Source organism: Clostridioides sp. LIBA-6622 (assembly GCF_056716095.1).
This window is the reverse complement of sequence record NZ_CP196998.1, coordinates 3,254,869-3,273,279: the sequence shown is the minus strand read 5'-3', so window position 1 is coordinate 3,273,279 and position 18,411 is coordinate 3,254,869. Positions and strand designations below refer to the sequence as shown.

Here is an 18,411-nt window from a genome sequence, read left to right as displayed (position 1 = left end):
ATGTATAGGAATCAGTATATACAAGAATTGAAACATTAATAATTAGTGTACAGTAATTAATATATTAATTAAAAAAGAAGTTTACTAAAATACATTTTTAGTAAACTTCTTTTAAATTCATAATTTTTAGAGTTTATAATTTTAAAAAAATTTTAATACTGATACTATATTAAATATATTTTGAAATTAATATAAATATGTTTTTAAAGTAGAATTTGTTGTGAATTTCCTCGTATATCAACTTTGATAACTTTCTCTATTGTGTCTCCTCTAAAACCTAATAAATTACTTGTCAAGTTTGCAGTTGAGCAAGAATGATTAGGGATAATTCTTATTCTATCACCAATTTTTATATTAGTTTCACCATTTACTTTAATTTTTCCAACCTCTTCTGAAAGTGAATCAATAGTAAGTTCTGGATGTCCACAAACTCTACCATATCCAATAATACTACTATTTCCATGTGCACCTTTATCAAGTCCAAGGCATTTGCTTCCACAGTCAACTAAATAATATCCATTGCTATTTTTTGAGATTACAGTACACATAACAGTAAGAGCACACATATCTTCAGTAGCACAACCTAGAGCTATTTGTATAGCATCATAGTATACATAGTTTCCAGGTCTTATAGCATTTATAGTTTTGGAAGCAGCTTCAGTTTCAACTGTTGGAGTACTACCAGAAGCTACAATTTCTATATTAAAACCACTATCAGTCAAAGCTTTGTATGCTTTATTCATAGAGGAATCTTCTTGAATACATACATCTGGAACTTCTTTTGGAGAACTACAACCATAGACTTGACCTGGATGTGAACTTATACCAATGATTTTTACATTTTCTAGTTTTGAGATTGCAGTAGCAAGTTCAACCACTTTTTCTGGTTCAATTCCAAAACGATGTAAGCCACAATCTACAATAATAAGTAATTTACATTCAACTTTAGCTTTAGAAAAAGCTTCACTGTAAGCTTTAGCACACTCTAAATTATCTGTAGCACATATTAAATTTATTTTTGATGCCATAGATAAGATTCTATTTATATTTGCATCTCCCATGTAAGGGTAAGCCAACATAATATCTTCAAAGCCAGATTTCATTAAAGCTTCAGCTTCATCAAGTGTTCCAACGAGAAATCCAGTAGCTCCTGCATCTTTTTGAAGTTTTGCAATGTAAGTACTTTTATGTGTCTTAAGCATAGGCCAAAGTTGCTTATTATTTTTTGAACAAATTTGTTGAACTGTATCAATATTCTTTTCTAACTGGTCTAAATCTAGCAAAAAACTTGGAGTAGCAATTTCTGAAATTTTCATGTCATTTACCACCTTTCAACAAAAGTAAAATTAATTATAAGTATTAAAGCCATTATATTAAAATAATAGCTTTACAATATTAATATCTTATAATTATATTATAGAACCAGTATTAAGTGAGAGCAATGTTTATTTAGATTAATTGGAATTTTCAATAAATTATTGTGTTTTTAAATTATTTATATAATGATTTTTAAAATTAAAACAAATTTTATTTAAATTTGTTTTAGAAAATATTAATAGGGTATCATAGAATGAGTAAAAAAGTGATATTTACATAGAATAATCACACTATAAATATTGGAGGTAGCAAATATGAGAAAAGTGGTACTTTACATTGCAATGAGTTTAGATGGATATATAGCTGAGGAAAATGGTAGTGTAGGTTTTTTAGATGAGATACATCCAGATTTTCAACAGGAGGAAGATTATAATACTTTCTACAATACAATTGATACTATTATTATGGGAAACTCAACATATACACAAGTTGCAAATGAACTTAGTCCTAATGAATGGTATTATAAAGGAAAAGAGTGCTATGTATATTCAAATACAGTTAATGGAACAACTGAAAATGTAAAGTATACAAATTTAGAACCTCAAAAATTAATTGAACAACTTGAGAAAGAGAACGATAAAAAAGACATTTGGATAGTTGGGGGAAGTGACATAGTAAAATTATTTATGAAAGATAATCTAATTGATGATTATTATATCTATATATTGCCAATAATATTGGGTAAAGGGATTCCATTGTTTAAATCTGGTATAAATAAGACTAATTTAAACTTTAAGAAAGCTAGCAATATTGGAGAGCTTGTAAAATTAGAATACAGTAAAAAGTAAAAATAAAGTACATGCCAATTTGTTATAACGTTATGAAATAAAGCATTTAAAAGACTTTTGGCTATATGAATTGACATTACTTGTCAAATATGTTAACATATAAGCGACTTGTCGGAGGGTGTATTAAAAAGAATATGCTGGAGAAGAGAGTGCGTTAACTCTTTTCTCCTTTTTTTATAAAATCAAGTATTTATAAATTTGGTATTATTATGTAATTACACTATCTCAAAAACTAAGAAAGGAGAAAAATATGAAATTAATTTTAAGTTATTTAAAGAATTATAAGTTGTTAATAGTATTAAATATACTGGCTATATTTAGTTTTGCATTAGTTGAATTGGGCATTCCAACAATAATAGCTAAAATAATTGATAATGGTATTGCAAATCAAAATATAGCTTACATAAAACAAATGGGAATAGTGATTGTTATTATTTCTATTATAGGAGTTGTAGGTAGTATATTGTTGGGTTACTGTTCTGCAAAAGTATCAACAAGTGTAACTAGAGATATAAGAAATGATATATTTGAAAAATCTCAAGAATTTTCACATACTGAATATAATAAGTTTGGAATTTCTTCAATGATTACAAGAACAACAAACGATGCATTTCAAATTCAACAATTTGTGAATATACTACTAAGAACTGCTTTATTAACACCAGTTATGTTTATTATAAGTATAATAATGACAATTAGAACAAGTGTAGAGCTTTCAATGGTATTAGCTATATCAGTACCTTTTATAATTATTGGGGTAGCAATAATAGCAAAAGTATCTCAGGCAATATCTTTGAAACAACAAAAAGGACTAGATAAATTAAACCTTATATCAAGAGAAAATTTAACAGGAATAAGAGTAATTAGAGCTTTTGGAAATGATGATTATGAAACAGAAAGATTTGAAAAAACAAATACATATTATGCTAATGTTTCTAAAAAATTATTCAAGCTTATGTCAATTACTCAACCAGCATTCTTTTTACTATTAAATATAGCTGTTTTGGCTGTATTTTGGATTTCAAGTGAGAAGATAAATATCGGAGAAATTCAAGTTGGACAGTTGGTTGCATTTTTGGAATATCTTTTTCATGCCATGTTTTCAATCATGCTTTTCTCAATGGTATTTATTATGTATCCAAGAGCAGAAGTGTCTGCAAATAGAATAAAGGAACTTTTAAATGAGGAACCATTGATAAAAAATCCTGAAAATGGAATTAAAGAGACTGAAAATAAGGGTATTATAGAATTTGATGATGTAACTTTTACTTACCCAGATGGAGAGGCTTCTGTGCTTAAGGATGTTTCATTTACTGCAAAAACAGGTGAAACAGTTGCATTTATAGGAAGTACTGGTAGTGGAAAAAGTACTCTTATTAACTTGATACCAAGATTTTATGATGTAACAGAAGGTAGTATTAAGATAAATGGAGTAGATATAAGAGAATATGACTTGAAAGCTTTAAGAAAAAAGATAGGATTTATACCTCAAAAATCACTGCTTTTTACTGGTAGTATAGCAAACAACATTAGATTTGGTAAACATAAGGCAGGAGAATCAGAATTAGAACATTCAGCCAAAATTGCACAAGCATATGAATTTATATCAAAAAAACCTAGAAAATTTGATGAATTAATCAGTGAAGGTGGGGCAAATGTATCAGGAGGTCAAAAACAAAGACTTTCTATTGCAAGAGCTATTATAAGAAGACCTGAAATATATATTTTTGATGATAGTTTCTCTGCACTTGATTTTAAAACTGATGCAATACTTCGTTCCAAGTTAAAGAAAGAAACAAAAGATGCAATTGTATTGATTGTTGCACAGAGAATTAGTTCTATTATTGATGCTGATAAGATTATAGTACTCAATGAAGGGCAAGTTGTTGGGATGGGAACTCATAAGGAATTATTGAAAAATTGTGAAATATACTATGAAATTGCAACATCTCAGTTGAAAAAGGAGGAATTGGAATAATGAAAAAGTCTAAAGGTTTTAAGCAAACAATTGGTAGACTTCTTCCATTTGTAAAACGATATAAATTTTCCTTTATTATAGCTATTATATGTATAATTTCAGCAGCCACTATGAATGCAATTGCTCCTAAAACAGAGGGATTAATAATAACACAATTAACTAAAGACGTAATTCGTATAGCAAAAGGAATACCAGGAGCATCTGTAAATTTTAATTATGTAATAAAAATATTGGTGCTTTTAGCATGTATATATGTTGCCAATGCAATTTTTACTTATGTTTCAAGTTTTTTACTTACAAATGCTATCCAAAATACGATGAGGGATTTAAGAAATGAAGTAGAAAATAAGATAAGAAGATTGCCAATTAGTTATTTTGATAGTAATAGTTTTGGAGATGTATTAAGTCGTATATCAAACGACGTAGATACAATATCAAACGCCCTACAACAGAGTTTTATGCAAATTGTAAATTCAATCTTAGTAATAATCTTAGCACTTTCAATGATGTTTACGATTAACACATATATGGCTCTTATAGCTCTTTTTATAATTCCAATTAGTTATTTTGTATCTAAGTTTATAGTAAAAAAATCACAAAATAGGTTTTCATTACAACAAAATGCTCTTGGGAAACTAAACGGAAAAGTACAAGAAATGTATACTGGGTTTAATGAGATAAAATTATATGGAAAAGAAGAAGACTCTATAAAAGATTTTAAAAAGGTAAATCAGGAACTTTGTGAAAATGGATTTAAGGCACAATTTATATCAAGTATGATGAATCCAATGGTTTCACTAGTAACTTATTTTGGAATTGCAGCAGTAGCAGTTGTTGGTTCTATATATGCAGTAAGTGGAGGAATAACAGTCGGAAATTTACAGGCATTTGTACGTTACATATGGCAAATAAATCAGCCACTTTCACAAATGACGCAGTTATCGACTGTAATACAATCTTCTTTTGCAGCAATAGAGCGTGTATTTGAAATATTGGATGAAGAAGAGGAAATACCTGATGTTGAAAATTCAGTTAAGATAGAAAATGTAAAAGGTAATGTTACATTTGAGCATGTTAATTTTGGTTATGGAGAAGATGCAACCTTAATAGAAGATTTAAATGCAGAAATAAAAAGTGGACAAATGGTAGCTATTGTTGGACCTACTGGAGCAGGTAAAACAACATTAATAAACTTATTGATGAGGTTTTATGATGTTAAGAAGGGTGCTATTAAAATTGATGGAGTGGATATAAGGGATATGAAACGTAAAGACTTACGTTCAATGTTTGGTATGGTACTTCAAGATACATGGCTATTTAATGGAACCATTTTTGAAAATATAGAATATGGTAGATTTGGAGCTACTAAAGAAGAAATTATGCAGGCAGCAAAAGTAGCAAATGTGCATCATTTTATAACTACACTCCCAGATGGATATAATATGTTCTTAAATGAAGAAGCATCTAATATATCTTTGGGAGAAAAACAGCTTTTAACTATAGCTAGAGCTTTTATATCAGACCCTTCGATATTGATACTTGATGAAGCTACTAGCTCTGTTGATACTAGACTGGAACTTATGCTTCAAAAAGCAATGAGAAATCTTATGAATGGTAGAACTAGTTTTGTTATAGCACATAGACTTTCTACAATTCGTAATGCTGACTTGATTTTAGTTATGAATAATGGAAGTATTATAGAGCAGGGGAACCATGAAGAACTTATGGAAAAAGGTGGATTTTATGAAAAGCTTTATAATAGTCAATTTGCAGATACAGAATCTGAATAGATGGCATAAAACTTTTTATAAAAATTTGTAATATATTTAAATATTAATCATATAATTAAAAAGAGTATCAGTAAGTTATTTTTGTGAATTTACTGATACTCTTTGGTTTTAAGACTAAAAGGTACTTATAATTCACAACTAGTCTTGCTACATCTGATAACCAGAATTACAGTACTTTTCTTTTTTACCTTTTTGTTCTCTGACATACAATAATTCACTTAACTTATCAATGTAATAACAATCATCACTTATGCGAATTAAACTAGTCAGATAATAACCATCTTTACTTCTAGGAATCTTTTTATTTATTGCTAAATCAATAGCTGTCTTTGCTGCTTCAAAATGCTTTAAATGTGTGTGACCTTCTTCAAAACTCTTTCTAGTATTATAAACTACATAACCTTTTTTAACTTGAAAAACTATAAATTCTTTCTTTTCATATATTTTATTAAACATTCAATCAGCCCTTCTCAAGATAGTTTTATAGCATAACATTAGAAGCTCCTAAAAAATTTTACAAAGAACATAAATATTTTATAAATTATAAACTTAAAACTATAATTTATAAAGATAATTTTCTTATTACTTATATGGTAATACATATAGATTAAAATTAAATTATCTTTAAGTTAAAGCAAAGTAAAATAAAAGACTAGTTATAATATTTATATGAAAAAGTACAAAATATAGTATAAGAATATAGAAAATTTAATTTATTTATTTACAATTTTTATTTCCATATGTGTACTTACCTTCAGATACCTTATCATCATGAAAGTATATTCTTTCACAGCTTTTATCTCCCCATAGAATATTTTTTGTTATTTTATGGGATGTATCTCCTGTAAATACTTCAGCAACAGTAGTATCTGTAACATCACAATAAAGAGATGCAAATCTTTTGAACCAAGGATTGTCCTCAAATCTTGAAAGCCAGGAAGCTCCATAAGGGCAATGCAACTCTTCAAATTCAGGAACCCAGCCTAAGAATGGGACATCAGTTGTGCTAATAATATTGTCTGCAGTTAGTTCATCTCCATTTTCATGAGCTCTTTCTCTCATGGCAATAGCTCTTTCTTCGGACCTTTCAAACAAAACTTTCTTTAATATTTCGATAGTTTTATCTTCTCCAAACTCTTCAAATAACACTTTGGAAAAATAAAAATATAAATCACCAAAATGCTTACAGGCCATACGAACTTCTTCAATAGCATAATCTTTGTCGATTGTTTCATTAGTTACAACATCTTTGTTCAAAAAAATCACTCCTTAAAATAATATTAGTTACACTATAATTATAGATTATTTTTTATAACTGGGAAATTAATTTAAGATAAATATAATTTTACCAAAGATAATATTAAAATATTTTATTATTGCAAAAATCTTCTAAATTAATGTATTTAGGAGTTTCCATATGAACAAGTGTCGTTCTATAAACATCCTCAATACATCCATTAGCTATATTATTAAAAATATCTGTATGTTCTTTTAATGTTGTTTCAAGTCTTCCTTCATGTGACAATGAGTCAAGAGCTAGTTTTTTTATTCTGTACATATAACTGTTAAACATCTTATCAAACTCAGTATTTTGAGCATATGAGACTATTGTTGTGTGAAATAATGTATCGTATTCAGCAAAGAAGTTTAAGTTCTTGTCACCTAATAAAATCTCTTTTTGCTTATCTAAAAGAGATTTTAATTTGCTTATAGTTTCAATTGCTCTAGCTTCTTTGTATTGACTTGTAATTAAAAAAGTGCAAAACCCCTCTATTGCAGAGCGTATTTGGAATATCTCTACAATTTCATTTGCTGTGATTTGATGAATTCTAAAACCTTTACTTGGAATTATATCTATAAATCCATCTTGGCTAAGTCTTTGAAGAGCATCTCTTATTGGCGTTCTGGAGATACCTATTTCACTAGCAAGTTTTGTCTCAGAATATATTTCATTTTCTATTATTTCTCCAGATAATATCAATTCTTTTAAGTAGTCATATGCTTGTTCTTGTAATCTTTTGAATGTAGCCATATCTAATACCCCCTAAACAATATAAAAATACAAAAACTTATATAATTTTAAGGATACAACATAGTAAAAATAAGGTCAATCTTTTGAAATCTAAATTACATAGAAGATGATAAAATATGAAAAATTATCAGATAGTGATATCTGATTAACATTAGAGCTAGATTAATTAAAATATACAAATAACATAAAAAGTAGAGTGTAGTATTTTGAATTAATAGTATGTATTAAATATCATATAGAATAACTAAATATAATAAAAATGTATAAAAAATACAATTTATTGTTAAAATAAATACTTTTACATTTTATATTGACCGGTATACTGGTGTGTAGTATACTCTAAATCATAAAAAATCGTTTTCAAAAATGTGAAGATATGGAGGAAGATAAAATGAAATTAGGATTTATTGGATTAGGAATAATGGGAAAACCAATGGCAAAAAATTTATTGAAAGATGGATGTAATCTTTTTGTGTATGACATTAATAAATCTGCTGTGGATGAACTTATATCATGTGGAGCAAAGTATGCAAGTATTTTAGAAATGGGTAAAGAATGTGAGATAGTGTTTACTATTCTTCCAAATGGAGCTATTGTACAAGATGTATTATTTGGAGCAGATGGTTTGACAAAGAGTTTAAAAGAAGGAAGTATAATAGTGGATATGAGTTCAGTTACTCCTACAGAATCTGTTTTGTGTGCAAATAAATTAAAAGAAATGAACTTGGAATTTATAGATTCTCCAGTAAGTGGAGGAGAGCCAAAAGCGATTGATGGTACACTTGCTTTTATGGCTGGTGGTAAGGAAGAAATCTATAAAAAAGTAGAGCCATTTTTCAATATAATGGGAAGTTCATCTATTTTGATTGGAGATAATGGAAGTGGAAGTGTTACAAAACTTACAAATCAAGTAATAGTTAATCTAACAATAGCAGCAGTATCTGAAGCATTTGTACTTGCAGCAAAAGCAGGAGCAGACCCAGAAAAAGTCTATAAGGCAATAAGAGGAGGTCTAGCTGGTAGTACAATATTAGATGCGAAGATACCAATGATTATGAATCGTGACTTTAAACCAGGTGGTAAAATATCTATTAATCTAAAAGATATTAAGAATGTAATGCAGACAGCACACAACTTAGATGTACCACTACCTATGACAAGTCAACTATTAGAAATCATGCAGACATTAAAAGTACATGGGCATTTAGAAGATGACCATGGTGGAATAGCACAGTATTTTGAAAAATTGGCAGGTGTTGAAATAAAGAAACATAACAATTAATTTTAAATACATTGATATGATAGTAAAGGAAATAAGATTAATAAATAATAAAGTAGAATGATAAAGGGGTAAAAATTATGATTACAGGATATGGACTTTTGATAGCATTTGCTATATCTATAGGAATTTTACTTGTATCGATTATTAAGTTTAAAGTAAATCCATTTTTGGCATTACTTATAACATCGATAATTACAGGCTTTATGGTTAGAATGCCTATAAATGAAATTTCAACTACAATATCGACTGGTTTTGGAAATACATTAGGAAGTATAGGTATTGTAATTGGTCTTGGAATAATATTTGGAAATATTCTTTCAGAATCAAGAGCTACAGAATCTATTGCAAAAGGTTTGTTAGCTAAAACAGGAGAAAAAAATAGTGCATTAGCTGTAACTACAGCAGGATTTTTAATTTCAATTCCAGTTTTTATGGATGCAGCTTTCGTTATAATGATGCCTATAATTAAGTATGTTTCAAGGGTAACTAAGAAATCTCTAATGGTATTTGTATGTGCATTAGGAGTTGGTACTATAGTAGGGCATGCACTTGTAATACCAACACCAGGACCTTTGGCAGTTGCAGCAAATGTAAATGCTAATGTGGGTAGTTTTATACTTTATTCTATAATTGTTGCTTTTCCAGCTGCTCTTGTAGGTGGATGGCTTTATGGAAAACGTTTTGAAAAATATCCGTCTTATGCAATTGATGAGAATGATAGAGAAAAAAATTTAGAACAAGGAGAAGATAGCATTAAGCTTGAAAATGATAACTCTTCTGAAGTGCCAGGTTTTGGGGTCTCTATGTTCTCTTTATTATTTCCTATAATTCTTATACTTGTATCAAATGTATTTAGTATGTTTGTGGAAAAAGGTTCTAAAATTAGTGGAATACTTGCATTTATAGGAGATAAAAATATAGCAATACTTCTTGGAATATTAGTAGCAATAGTGTTTTTAAAGAAATACATAATTAAACCTATGGGAGATGTTGTTATCGAAGCTGCTGATTCAGCAGGTCTAATCCTATTAATAACAGGCTCAGGGGGAGCATTTGGTAGTGTTATAAATGCAAGTGGTATAGGTAATTTTTTAGTGGATACTATGTCTGGTCTTAGTATATCAGTTATAGTACTTGGATTCTTATTAAGTGCTCTACTTAGGATTTCTCAAGGTTCTGCTACTGTAGCGCTAGTAACGACATCATCAATTTTAGGGCCTACTATTTTGGCAACTGGTATGTCACCAGTTTTAGTAGGACTTGCTATATGCGCTGGAGGCGTTGGTTTTTCTCTTCCAAACGATTCTGGGTTCTGGGTACTTTCAAGATTTAGTGGACTATCAGTTAAAGATACTTTAAATTCTTGGACAATTGGAGGAACTATTGCTGGTGTTGTAGCATTTATAATGGTTCTATTACTTAGTGTTATAAATGGAATTATCCCACTTCCAGGATTATAGATAATAAACTATTGAGTTATATTATATAGGTTATATTCAGATTATATAAATTACATAAAGGGGCGTTTTAAATGAGAGAAGTAAAACCAATTAGCATAGATATACTTAATACTTTTAAAGAAGTAGATGAGGATAAATTAAATGAACTTCTTGCAACTGAACTTAAAAATTTAGATAGAAAGATAATCGTATTAGATGATGACCCAACAGGTGTACAGACTGTTCATGATATTTCTGTTTATACTGATTGGGACAAAAATAGTATAGAGCAAGGTTTTAATGAAGAAAATAGTATGTTTTTTATACTTACTAATTCAAGAGGGTTTACTGTTAATCAAACAACAGAAGTACATAGAGAAATATCAAAAAATATTGTGGATGTATCGAATAAAACTAATAAGGATTTTATAATTATAAGTCGTAGTGATTCTACAATGAGAGGACACTATCCTCTTGAAACCGATTTGTTAAAAAGTGAAGTAGAGAAATTATCAGGAAAGACATTTGATGGTGAAATAATAATGCCATTTTTTAAAGAAGGTGGAAGATTCACTATAGATAATATACATTATGTTAAAGAAGAAGAAATGCTTATACCAGCAGGAATGACTGAATTTGCAAAAGACAAGTCTTTTGGTTATAAATCTTCTGATATAGGTGAGTGGTGTGAAGAAAAGACAAATGGAAAGTACAAGTCTAATGATATGATATACATTTCTTCTGAAGAGCTTAGAGGATTAAAGATTGAAGCTATAACAGAAAAACTTAAAATGGTTAAAGATTTCAATAAAGTCATTGTAAATGCAACTGACTATGTAGACGTAAAGGTATTTGCAATTGCGTTTATACGTGCAGTAAATAGTGGGAAAGAGTTTATGTTTAGAAGTGCTGCTGCTATAACAAAGGTCCTTGGAGGAGTGAGTGATAAGGCATTACTTACTAAAGATGAGTTGGTTTCAAAAGATAATACCAATGGAGGAATTATACTTGTTGGTTCGCATGTAAATAAGACTACTCAACAATTAGAAGAACTTAGAAATTGTAAATATCCAATAGAATTTATAGAGTTTAATCAACATTTAGTTCTACAGGAAAATGGTCTAAAAAATGAAGTAAAAAGAGTTATACAAGTTGTAGAAGAGAAAATAAGTAATGGAAAAACTGTTGCTGTTTATACTAGACGAGAGCGTTTTGATTTAGATACAAATGATAGAGATAAACAACTTATGATTTCTGTAGAGATATCAGATGCTGTTACTAGTATAATTGGTATGCTTAATGTAAGACCTAATTTCATTATAGCTAAAGGTGGGATTACATCTAGTGATGTTGGTACTAAAGCACTTAAAGTAAAAAAAGCTACAGTAATGGGACAAATCAAACCTGGCATACCAGTATGGATGACAGGTAAAGAAAGTAAATTCCCTAATATGCCATATATAATTTTCCCTGGTAATGTTGGAGAGGTTAGTACACTTAAAGAGTCTGTTGAGATATTGATGGGTTAGAATATCAATGGATTAGAGTATTTTATAAAAAATACTCTAATCCTTACTCTTATGTATTAATATTTTTATTATTGAATTTATACGATGTTTATTAAACTATTTATCTTTTTTTATTGATTTAATCTCTTCTTTAATTTTATTCAAAATATCTTTATGTTTATTAGAGCTCATATTAGGGAATGCTTTGATAATACGTCTATGAAGTAATTTGTGGTTAGACAATAAATTATTAAGTTTATTTTTAAGCTCATCAATACGGTTTTTAGCATAACGATAGTTTTCTTTCTCCTTAAGTATTTCAAATCTATCTTCTAAAGTCTCAAGTCTATTTTCAATCAAAGACTCAAGTTTATTTTCAATAGTTTCCTGTGTAATAAGTTTGTAGTATTCTTTTTTATCTTTTAATTCTTTAATTATAAGATTGATTTGTTTTAATTTACCATTTAATTGTAAGATTGTATGTACTGTAATTACTAAATCTAAAACAAAATAAACTTCTATAGATATAGCCAGTATAAATAATATATTTTTAGGTATAGAGTTAATGAAATCAACTACAATAGGATGTACTATAAGCATTACAATTAATGATAATACACCAAACATAAGTGAGTTTTCTAGACAAACTCTTCCATGAATATTAAATTTATGCTTAGAATAATCCCACCAGGACATATTAAATATTTTTTCTAATGCAAAGCTTGTAAGATATTCCATTATACTAGTTATAATTATACTAAATAAAAACAACAAGGGGATATTATGTACGAAAGGAGTTAATGTAGCAACTATCGCTAATGCTCCAAATCCGTATATAGGACAAAATGGTCCATTTAAAAAACCTCTATTTACAAATTGCTTCTGTAAAATTGAACAATATGTAGTCTCACAACACCATCCTATAAAACTATAAATTACAAAATAAAGAAATTGAATGTAAAATATACTCATAAGCACCTCATTTCTAGTTAATATAACACTATATACTCGATATTTTATTTTTATGACTAATTTATTTAAAATTCAATTTACATATTGATTATACCAATTTATAGAAAATTATCAAATTTAATTGCAGTTATAATATAATATATGATTATAATAATGAGATTTTATTCGAAATAAATAAGGGTGTCAAGTATAATCAAACTAATAGTTGTAGATACTCTACACTATGTTAGTTTAATCATATTTGACACCCTTATATTTATTTATATTGTGATTATTTACATTTGAAGCTAGAACAACATGTCTCAATATAAAGATTTACTCTATCAGTTTCAGGAGCCACCAATATATTATCAAGTGTGCATAAGCTACCATCTTTATTGTATTCACAATTTTTTACACTACATACTAATTCTTCACAATTTCTATTATTAACATTGCTTGATAGATTGCTATAAATAGACTCATCTAAAAATGAACTACAACAAGTATGTCTATCATTGTGAGCTTTCTCACCATTTATAAAAATTTTATCTGCATAACATATATGGCTATTATTATGAGAGCAGTTAGTTACATTACAATTTATTCTTTCCAAAGTTATTACCTCCTAAACGATTATTTATTATAAATTATGTCCATATAATTACAAGAATATAACCTTTAAGAGAAAACTCTCTTTTATAAAATATCTATTCTTAGAGGAATTTGAAATTTAAATATATTTTCTTCTAAAATTTACCTAAATTGTATAAAAACTTACAGCTTGGAGAAAATAATATAAAAAGGAGGCGTAATCAATGTTTGAAAAGAAGAAAAAAGAATTATTTCCTTGGAAAATATCTGCCTTAATACTAGTAGGAGTATTTGTATTAAGTAGTGGAGTTTATATAGGGACAAGATTAAAACATAATGGAGTTCAAACTGGTGAAGTTGTAAGTACTAGTGCGAATATGAATGAAAAGTCAAAAGAAGCTTTTGGATTAAATAAAAATTGTGAAGTTTGGCTTCAAAGTGAAGGCGAAAATGAAACTAATTATAAGAGAACACTTACAATGGCTGGTATAGTTCCAGAATCATTATTAGATAAGACAAAATCAGAAATAGTATCATATTTTAAAAAAGAATATCCAAGCAAAGAAATAAAGAGTATGGATAAAAATGAAATAGTACTAGTAGAATCTAAATATAGTGATACTAAAGATGTACAAGCAATGAATGCCACTATAAAAGGTAAATATACAATTGAAAATGATAATGGAAATATAGCATTATATAAATATGATAGTAGTGGAAATAAAACATTAGTAGAAAAAACAAAAATAAGAGTAGATTCACTTCCTAAGACAGTTCAAGATGAAATCAAAAAAGGTGTAGTTATGGATACTGAAGAAGATGCTTATTCAAGATTAGAAGACTTTGCAAGTTAATACTAAGCAAGTTAATATTAAAATTGTAGTCACATTTAATTCCTATAAAATACAATAATTTATTTGTACTAAATATAAAAGTTATACTGAAGTAAAATCTTGCTTTGGTATAACTTTTTTACTTTATTTTATATTTTACATATACCATTTTATGATTTGTTAATATTATTTATGGTATAATAATTTAGAACATAAGTTTTTATGAGAAATACATTTTGGTATTTCTTTTATTTTTAGGGGGAATTTAAAAAAATGATAATATTGGGGATTGACCCAGGTATAGCTATAGTTGGATATGGTATAGTTGAATACAAAAATAGCAAGTTTAAAGTAATAGATTATGGAGCAGTGACAACACCTGCACACATGAATATATCAAGAAGATTGGAACTTGTATATAAAGGAATTGATACAATAGTAAAGAATTACAATATAGATGAAGTTGGAATGGAAGAATTATTCTTCAACAAAAATGTAAAAACAGCTATAACAGTTGCACAGGCTAGAGGTGTTACTATGCTTGCATGTGCTCATAATGGAAAGCCTGTATATGAATACACTCCACTTCAAGTAAAACAAGGTGTAGTTGGATATGGAAGAGCAGATAAGGCACAAGTTCAGCAGATGGTAACTTCATTTTTGAGTTTAAAAAAGGTTCCAAAACCAGATGATGTTGCAGATGCTTTAGCTGTGGCTATTTGCCATGCTCATTCAAATAAGCTTGAAAAAACTCTAAAGAATATAGGTGGTAAGTATGTATAGTTATATAAAAGGTACAATAGAAGAGATTTATATAGATAATATAGTTATTGAAAATAATGGTATAGGATATAAGGTAAATGTATCATCCAACACAATCATGAATTTACAAGTGGGAGAGGCTACAAAAATATATACTAAACTAATTGTGAGAGAAGATGATATGAGCCTTTGTGGTTTTGTAAGTAGGGAGGAACTTAAGATGTTTGAGTTACTTACATCTGTATCTAAGATAGGGCCTAAAGTGGCACTTTCAATACTATCATTTGCATCACCAGCACAGTTAGGAGCGTATATTTTAAGTGAAGATATTGGAAAACTATCCAAAGCTCCTGGTGTTGGAAAAAAGACAGCAGAAAGAATTGTCTTAGAACTTAAAGACAAGGTAGATAAAAATAACATAGAATTTGAACCAACATTATTATCACAAAAACCTACCTTAATATCTCAAGATGAGTCTGTGGATGCACTTGTAGCCTTAGGTTATACATTATCAGAGTCAAAAGATGCAGTTCAAAAGTGTAAAAAGGATGGTATGGATACAGAAACCATTATAAAGAAAGCACTTACATATATAATGAGTAAATCTTTGAAATAGCATTTAGATTTTAAAATAATATTTAAAGTATGAATGTATATTCCAAAATATCAAAGTAGATTTCCAAAAGTATGAGAGGAGGGGCATAAATGCAAGGTTTTGAAGATGAAAATAGAATAATAACTTCTACAATGAAGACAGAAGATATAGATATAGAAAACAGTCTAAGACCAAAAACTCTAGAAGATTATTTAGGTCAAGAAAAATCAAAAGAGCAACTTAGCATATTTATAGAGGCAGCTAAATCAAGAAATGAGCAATTAGACCATGTGCTTTTATATGGACCACCAGGTCTTGGAAAAACTACACTAGCTAGTATAATAGCTAATGAGTTGGGGGTAAATTTAAGGATTACATCAGGTCCTGCAATAGAAAGAGCTGGGGATTTAGCAGCTATACTTACAAACTTAAATGAAAATGATGTTTTATTTATAGATGAGATACACAGAATCAACAGAAGTGTTGAAGAAGTTTTGTATCCAGCGATGGAAGACTTTTGTTTAGATATAATAATAGGAAAAGGGCCATCTGCAAGGAGTATAAGGCTTGACCTTCCTAAATTCACGCTTATTGGGGCTACAACAAGAGCTGGTATGCTTACAAATCCACTGAGAGATAGATTTGGTGTTATTTGTAAATTGGATTACTATACAGTTGATGAACTTTCAAAAATAGTCCTTAGGTCATCAAATATTTTAGATGCAGAAATACAATCTAATGGTGCTTTAGAGCTTGCAAAACGTTCAAGAGGGACTCCAAGAATAGCAAATAGATTATTAAAAAGAGTTAGAGATTTTGCACAAGTTAGAGCTGATGGAAAAATAACTGATAAGGTAGCAAAAGATGCACTAGAACTTTTGGGTGTTGATAATTTGGGGCTTGACTTTGTAGATGAGAAGCTTCTTATGACTATAATAGAAAAGTTTAGAGGAGGACCAGTAGGTCTTGATACATTAGCAGCTTCTATTGGTGAAGATAGAAATACGATAGAAGATGTATATGAGCCATATTTGCTTCAATTGGGCTTTATAAATAGAGGACCTAGAGGGAGAGTAGCTATGCCATTAGCATATGAACACTTAAAAATTCCATATCCTAATGAAAAATAAAAGTAGATTATATAAATACTTATAAAATAGAATAGTCATTAAATTGAAATATTTCTAAAATGGCTAAAAATTCAAACATATCCACAAAATGGTAATTACACCTGTAGATACTGTGGATAAATACGATGAAAATTGTGTGTACTGCATCTATATATTGTGGATAAGACGTGTATATCGTGGAAAAATATCTATATATTGTGGATATAATGTATGCTAAAAAGAGTAATTTCTTGATAGATTATGGTAATATTGTGGAAAATAAGTTGTTTTTTTGATATTATTGTAGCTAGAGAAATTTTAAGAGAGGAAGTTTAACATTGAAAACAAGTGATTTTAAATTTGACTTACCACAGGAACTTATAGCTCAAGTTCCTATAGAAGATAGAGCTAGTTCAAGATTGATGGTACTGGATAAAGAGACAGGAGATATTGAGCATAAAGTCTTTAGAGATGTAATAGAATATTTAAATCCAGGGGATTGTTTAGTCTTAAATAATACTAGAGTTATACCAGCTAGATTGATAGGTGAGAAGCTTGAAACTGGAGGAAAAATTGAGTTTCTATTATTAAAAAGAACTGAGGAAGATACTTGGCAAGCTCTAGTAAAACCAGGGAAAAGAGCAAAAGTAGGTACTAAGTTTTCTTTTGGAAATGGAAAGTTAATTGGAGAAGTTGTGGATTTATCAGATGAAGGCTCAAGAATTATAAAGTTCCATTATGATGGGATTTTTGAAGAAATCTTGGATGAACTTGGAAACATGCCACTACCTCCATATATCACTGCTAGATTGGATGAAAAAGAGAGATATCAAACTGTTTATTCAAAACATAATGGTTCAGCAGCAGCACCTACAGCAGGATTACACTTTACAGAAGAACTATTAAACAAAATAAAAGAAAAAGGTGTGGATATAGCCTTTGTAACTTTACATGTTGGTTTAGGTACTTTTAGACCAGTAAAAGTAGATGATGTTTTAAATCATAAGATGCATTCAGAATATTATATGGTTAGTCAGGAAGCAGCTGACAAAATAAATAGAGCAAAAGAAAATGGAAATAATATAATATGTGTTGGAACTACTAGCTGCAGAACTATAGAGTCAGCCTGTAATGAAGATGGAAAGATGGAAGAAACTAGTGGATGGACAGAGATATTTATATATCCAGGTTATAAGTTTAAAGTTCTAGATAAGCTTATTACTAATTTTCATTTGCCAGAATCTACATTAATAATGCTAGTAAGTGCTATTTGTGGAAAAGATAATGTTTTAAATGCATATAATGAGGCAGTAAAAGAAAGATATAGATTCTTCAGTTTTGGAGATGCTATGATTATAAAGTAGGGAGGTAAT

General features: G+C 28.8%; 17 protein-coding genes. 11 read left to right on the top strand and 6 right to left on the bottom strand.

Annotation, left to right across the window (positions count from 1 at the left end; genetic code table 11):
• Positions 1-203 precede the first annotated feature (203 nt).
• Positions 204-1,316, bottom strand: coding sequence for an alanine racemase (locus tag ACTG47_RS15365; RefSeq protein ID WP_479925183.1), 1,113 nt, complete (start codon positions 1,314-1,316; stop codon positions 204-206).
• A 315-nt stretch (positions 1,317-1,631) separates the two neighbouring features.
• On the opposite strand from ACTG47_RS15365, the gene ACTG47_RS15360 reads away from it, so the two are divergent.
• The 3 genes from ACTG47_RS15360 to ACTG47_RS15350 all read left to right on the top strand — a co-directional run bounded on the left by ACTG47_RS15360 (position 1,632) and on the right by ACTG47_RS15350 (position 5,933).
• Positions 1,632-2,165 carry a dihydrofolate reductase family protein gene (locus ACTG47_RS15360; protein WP_479925182.1) on the top strand — a complete coding sequence of 178 codons (534 nt, stop codon included), beginning with the start codon at positions 1,632-1,634 and terminating at the stop codon, positions 2,163-2,165.
• A gap of 250 nt (positions 2,166-2,415) precedes the next feature.
• Positions 2,416-4,143: an ABC transporter ATP-binding protein gene (locus tag ACTG47_RS15355; protein ID WP_169465012.1), complete on the top strand. Its 1,728-nt coding sequence runs from the start codon at positions 2,416-2,418 to the stop codon at positions 4,141-4,143.
• Positions 4,143-5,933, top strand: coding sequence for an ABC transporter ATP-binding protein (locus ACTG47_RS15350; RefSeq protein ID WP_479925181.1), 1,791 nt, complete (start codon positions 4,143-4,145; stop codon positions 5,931-5,933). The genes ACTG47_RS15355 and ACTG47_RS15350 overlap by 1 nt, the downstream gene beginning before the upstream one ends.
• A 147-nt stretch (positions 5,934-6,080) precedes the next feature.
• On the opposite strand, the gene ACTG47_RS15345 is transcribed toward ACTG47_RS15350, so the two are convergent.
• The 3 genes from ACTG47_RS15345 to ACTG47_RS15335 form a co-directional block, all read right to left on the bottom strand.
• The gene (locus ACTG47_RS15345) at positions 6,081-6,389 is read right to left on the bottom strand and encodes a hypothetical protein (RefSeq protein ID WP_021385744.1); all 309 of its coding nucleotides are present in this window, start codon (positions 6,387-6,389) and stop codon (positions 6,081-6,083) included.
• Positions 6,390-6,650: 261 nt separating this feature from the next.
• Positions 6,651-7,199: a hypothetical protein gene (locus ACTG47_RS15340; RefSeq protein ID WP_169465008.1), complete on the bottom strand. Its 549-nt coding sequence runs from the start codon at positions 7,197-7,199 to the stop codon at positions 6,651-6,653.
• 94 nt (positions 7,200-7,293) lie between these two features.
• A complete protein-coding gene (locus tag ACTG47_RS15335; protein WP_479925180.1) occupies positions 7,294-7,965 on the bottom strand; it encodes a GntR family transcriptional regulator in 672 nt (223 codons plus the stop codon).
• Positions 7,966-8,356: 391 nt separating this feature from the next.
• Between ACTG47_RS15335 and garR the strand changes: the two genes are divergently transcribed.
• The 3 genes from garR (at position 8,357) to ACTG47_RS15320 (ending at position 12,215) form a co-directional block, all read left to right on the top strand.
• Positions 8,357-9,247 carry a 2-hydroxy-3-oxopropionate reductase gene (gene garR, locus ACTG47_RS15330; RefSeq protein WP_169465004.1) on the top strand — a complete coding sequence of 297 codons (891 nt, stop codon included), beginning with the start codon at positions 8,357-8,359 and terminating at the stop codon, positions 9,245-9,247.
• Positions 9,248-9,324: 77 nt separating this feature from the next.
• Positions 9,325-10,707 (top strand): GntP family permease, encoded by a 1,383-nt coding sequence (locus ACTG47_RS15325; RefSeq protein ID WP_479925179.1) that lies wholly within the window; start codon positions 9,325-9,327, stop codon positions 10,705-10,707.
• 71 nt (positions 10,708-10,778) lie between these two features.
• Positions 10,779-12,215, top strand: coding sequence for a four-carbon acid sugar kinase family protein (locus ACTG47_RS15320; RefSeq protein ID WP_479925178.1), 1,437 nt, complete (start codon positions 10,779-10,781; stop codon positions 12,213-12,215).
• Positions 12,216-12,311: 96 nt separating this feature from the next.
• On the opposite strand, the gene ACTG47_RS15315 is transcribed toward ACTG47_RS15320, so the two are convergent.
• Both ACTG47_RS15315 and ACTG47_RS15310 read right to left on the bottom strand, forming a co-directional pair.
• On the bottom strand, positions 12,312-13,166 hold the full coding sequence (locus ACTG47_RS15315) for a putative ABC transporter permease (protein WP_479925177.1): 855 nt from the start codon (positions 13,164-13,166) through the stop codon (positions 12,312-12,314).
• Positions 13,167-13,437: 271 nt separating this feature from the next.
• A complete protein-coding gene (locus ACTG47_RS15310) occupies positions 13,438-13,761 on the bottom strand; it encodes a DUF1540 domain-containing protein (RefSeq protein ID WP_169464996.1) in 324 nt (107 codons plus the stop codon).
• Between the two features lie 202 nt (positions 13,762-13,963).
• On the opposite strand from ACTG47_RS15310, the gene ACTG47_RS15305 reads away from it, so the two are divergent.
• From ACTG47_RS15305 to queA, 5 genes are all read left to right on the top strand, one after another.
• A complete protein-coding gene (locus ACTG47_RS15305) occupies positions 13,964-14,593 on the top strand; it encodes a hypothetical protein (RefSeq protein WP_169464994.1) in 630 nt (209 codons plus the stop codon).
• Between the two features lie 252 nt (positions 14,594-14,845).
• Positions 14,846-15,355: a crossover junction endodeoxyribonuclease RuvC gene (ruvC, locus tag ACTG47_RS15300; protein ID WP_021385741.1), complete on the top strand. Its 510-nt coding sequence runs from the start codon at positions 14,846-14,848 to the stop codon at positions 15,353-15,355.
• Positions 15,348-15,950, top strand: coding sequence for a Holliday junction branch migration protein RuvA (gene ruvA / locus ACTG47_RS15295; protein ID WP_479925176.1), 603 nt, complete (start codon positions 15,348-15,350; stop codon positions 15,948-15,950). Before ruvC ends, ruvA begins: the two co-directional genes overlap by 8 nt.
• Before the next feature lie 89 nt (positions 15,951-16,039).
• A complete protein-coding gene (gene ruvB / locus ACTG47_RS15290; RefSeq protein WP_169464992.1) occupies positions 16,040-17,059 on the top strand; it encodes a Holliday junction branch migration DNA helicase RuvB in 1,020 nt (339 codons plus the stop codon).
• A 317-nt stretch (positions 17,060-17,376) separates the two neighbouring features.
• Entirely contained in the window at positions 17,377-18,402 is a 1,026-nt protein-coding gene (queA, locus tag ACTG47_RS15285; RefSeq protein ID WP_479925175.1) for a tRNA preQ1(34) S-adenosylmethionine ribosyltransferase-isomerase QueA, read from the top strand.
• Positions 18,403-18,411 lie beyond the last annotated feature (9 nt).

What these genes read in the sequence shown, in the direction of transcription:
- ACTG47_RS15335 (WP_479925180.1), bottom strand. Translation starts at nt 7,965, where the DNA reads ATGGCTACATTCAAAAGATTACAAGAACAAGCATATGACTACTTAAAA.
- ACTG47_RS15345 (WP_021385744.1), bottom strand. Translation starts at nt 6,389, where the DNA reads ATGTTTAATAAAATATATGAAAAGAAAGAATTTATAGTTTTTCAAGTT.
- ruvA (WP_479925176.1), top strand. Translation starts at nt 15,348, where the DNA reads ATGTATAGTTATATAAAAGGTACAATAGAAGAGATTTATATAGATAAT.
- ACTG47_RS15315 (WP_479925177.1), bottom strand. Translation starts at nt 13,166, where the DNA reads ATGAGTATATTTTACATTCAATTTCTTTATTTTGTAATTTATAGTTTT.
- ACTG47_RS15360 (WP_479925182.1), top strand. Translation starts at nt 1,632, where the DNA reads ATGAGAAAAGTGGTACTTTACATTGCAATGAGTTTAGATGGATATATA.
- ACTG47_RS15320 (WP_479925178.1), top strand. Translation starts at nt 10,779, where the DNA reads ATGAGAGAAGTAAAACCAATTAGCATAGATATACTTAATACTTTTAAA.
- garR (WP_169465004.1), top strand. Translation starts at nt 8,357, where the DNA reads ATGAAATTAGGATTTATTGGATTAGGAATAATGGGAAAACCAATGGCA.
- ACTG47_RS15325 (WP_479925179.1), top strand. Translation starts at nt 9,325, where the DNA reads ATGATTACAGGATATGGACTTTTGATAGCATTTGCTATATCTATAGGA.
- ACTG47_RS15355 (WP_169465012.1), top strand. Translation starts at nt 2,416, where the DNA reads ATGAAATTAATTTTAAGTTATTTAAAGAATTATAAGTTGTTAATAGTA.
- ACTG47_RS15305 (WP_169464994.1), top strand. Translation starts at nt 13,964, where the DNA reads ATGTTTGAAAAGAAGAAAAAAGAATTATTTCCTTGGAAAATATCTGCC.
- ruvC (WP_021385741.1), top strand. Translation starts at nt 14,846, where the DNA reads ATGATAATATTGGGGATTGACCCAGGTATAGCTATAGTTGGATATGGT.
- ruvB (WP_169464992.1), top strand. Translation starts at nt 16,040, where the DNA reads ATGCAAGGTTTTGAAGATGAAAATAGAATAATAACTTCTACAATGAAG.
- ACTG47_RS15350 (WP_479925181.1), top strand. Translation starts at nt 4,143, where the DNA reads ATGAAAAAGTCTAAAGGTTTTAAGCAAACAATTGGTAGACTTCTTCCA.
- ACTG47_RS15365 (WP_479925183.1), bottom strand. Translation starts at nt 1,316, where the DNA reads ATGAAAATTTCAGAAATTGCTACTCCAAGTTTTTTGCTAGATTTAGAC.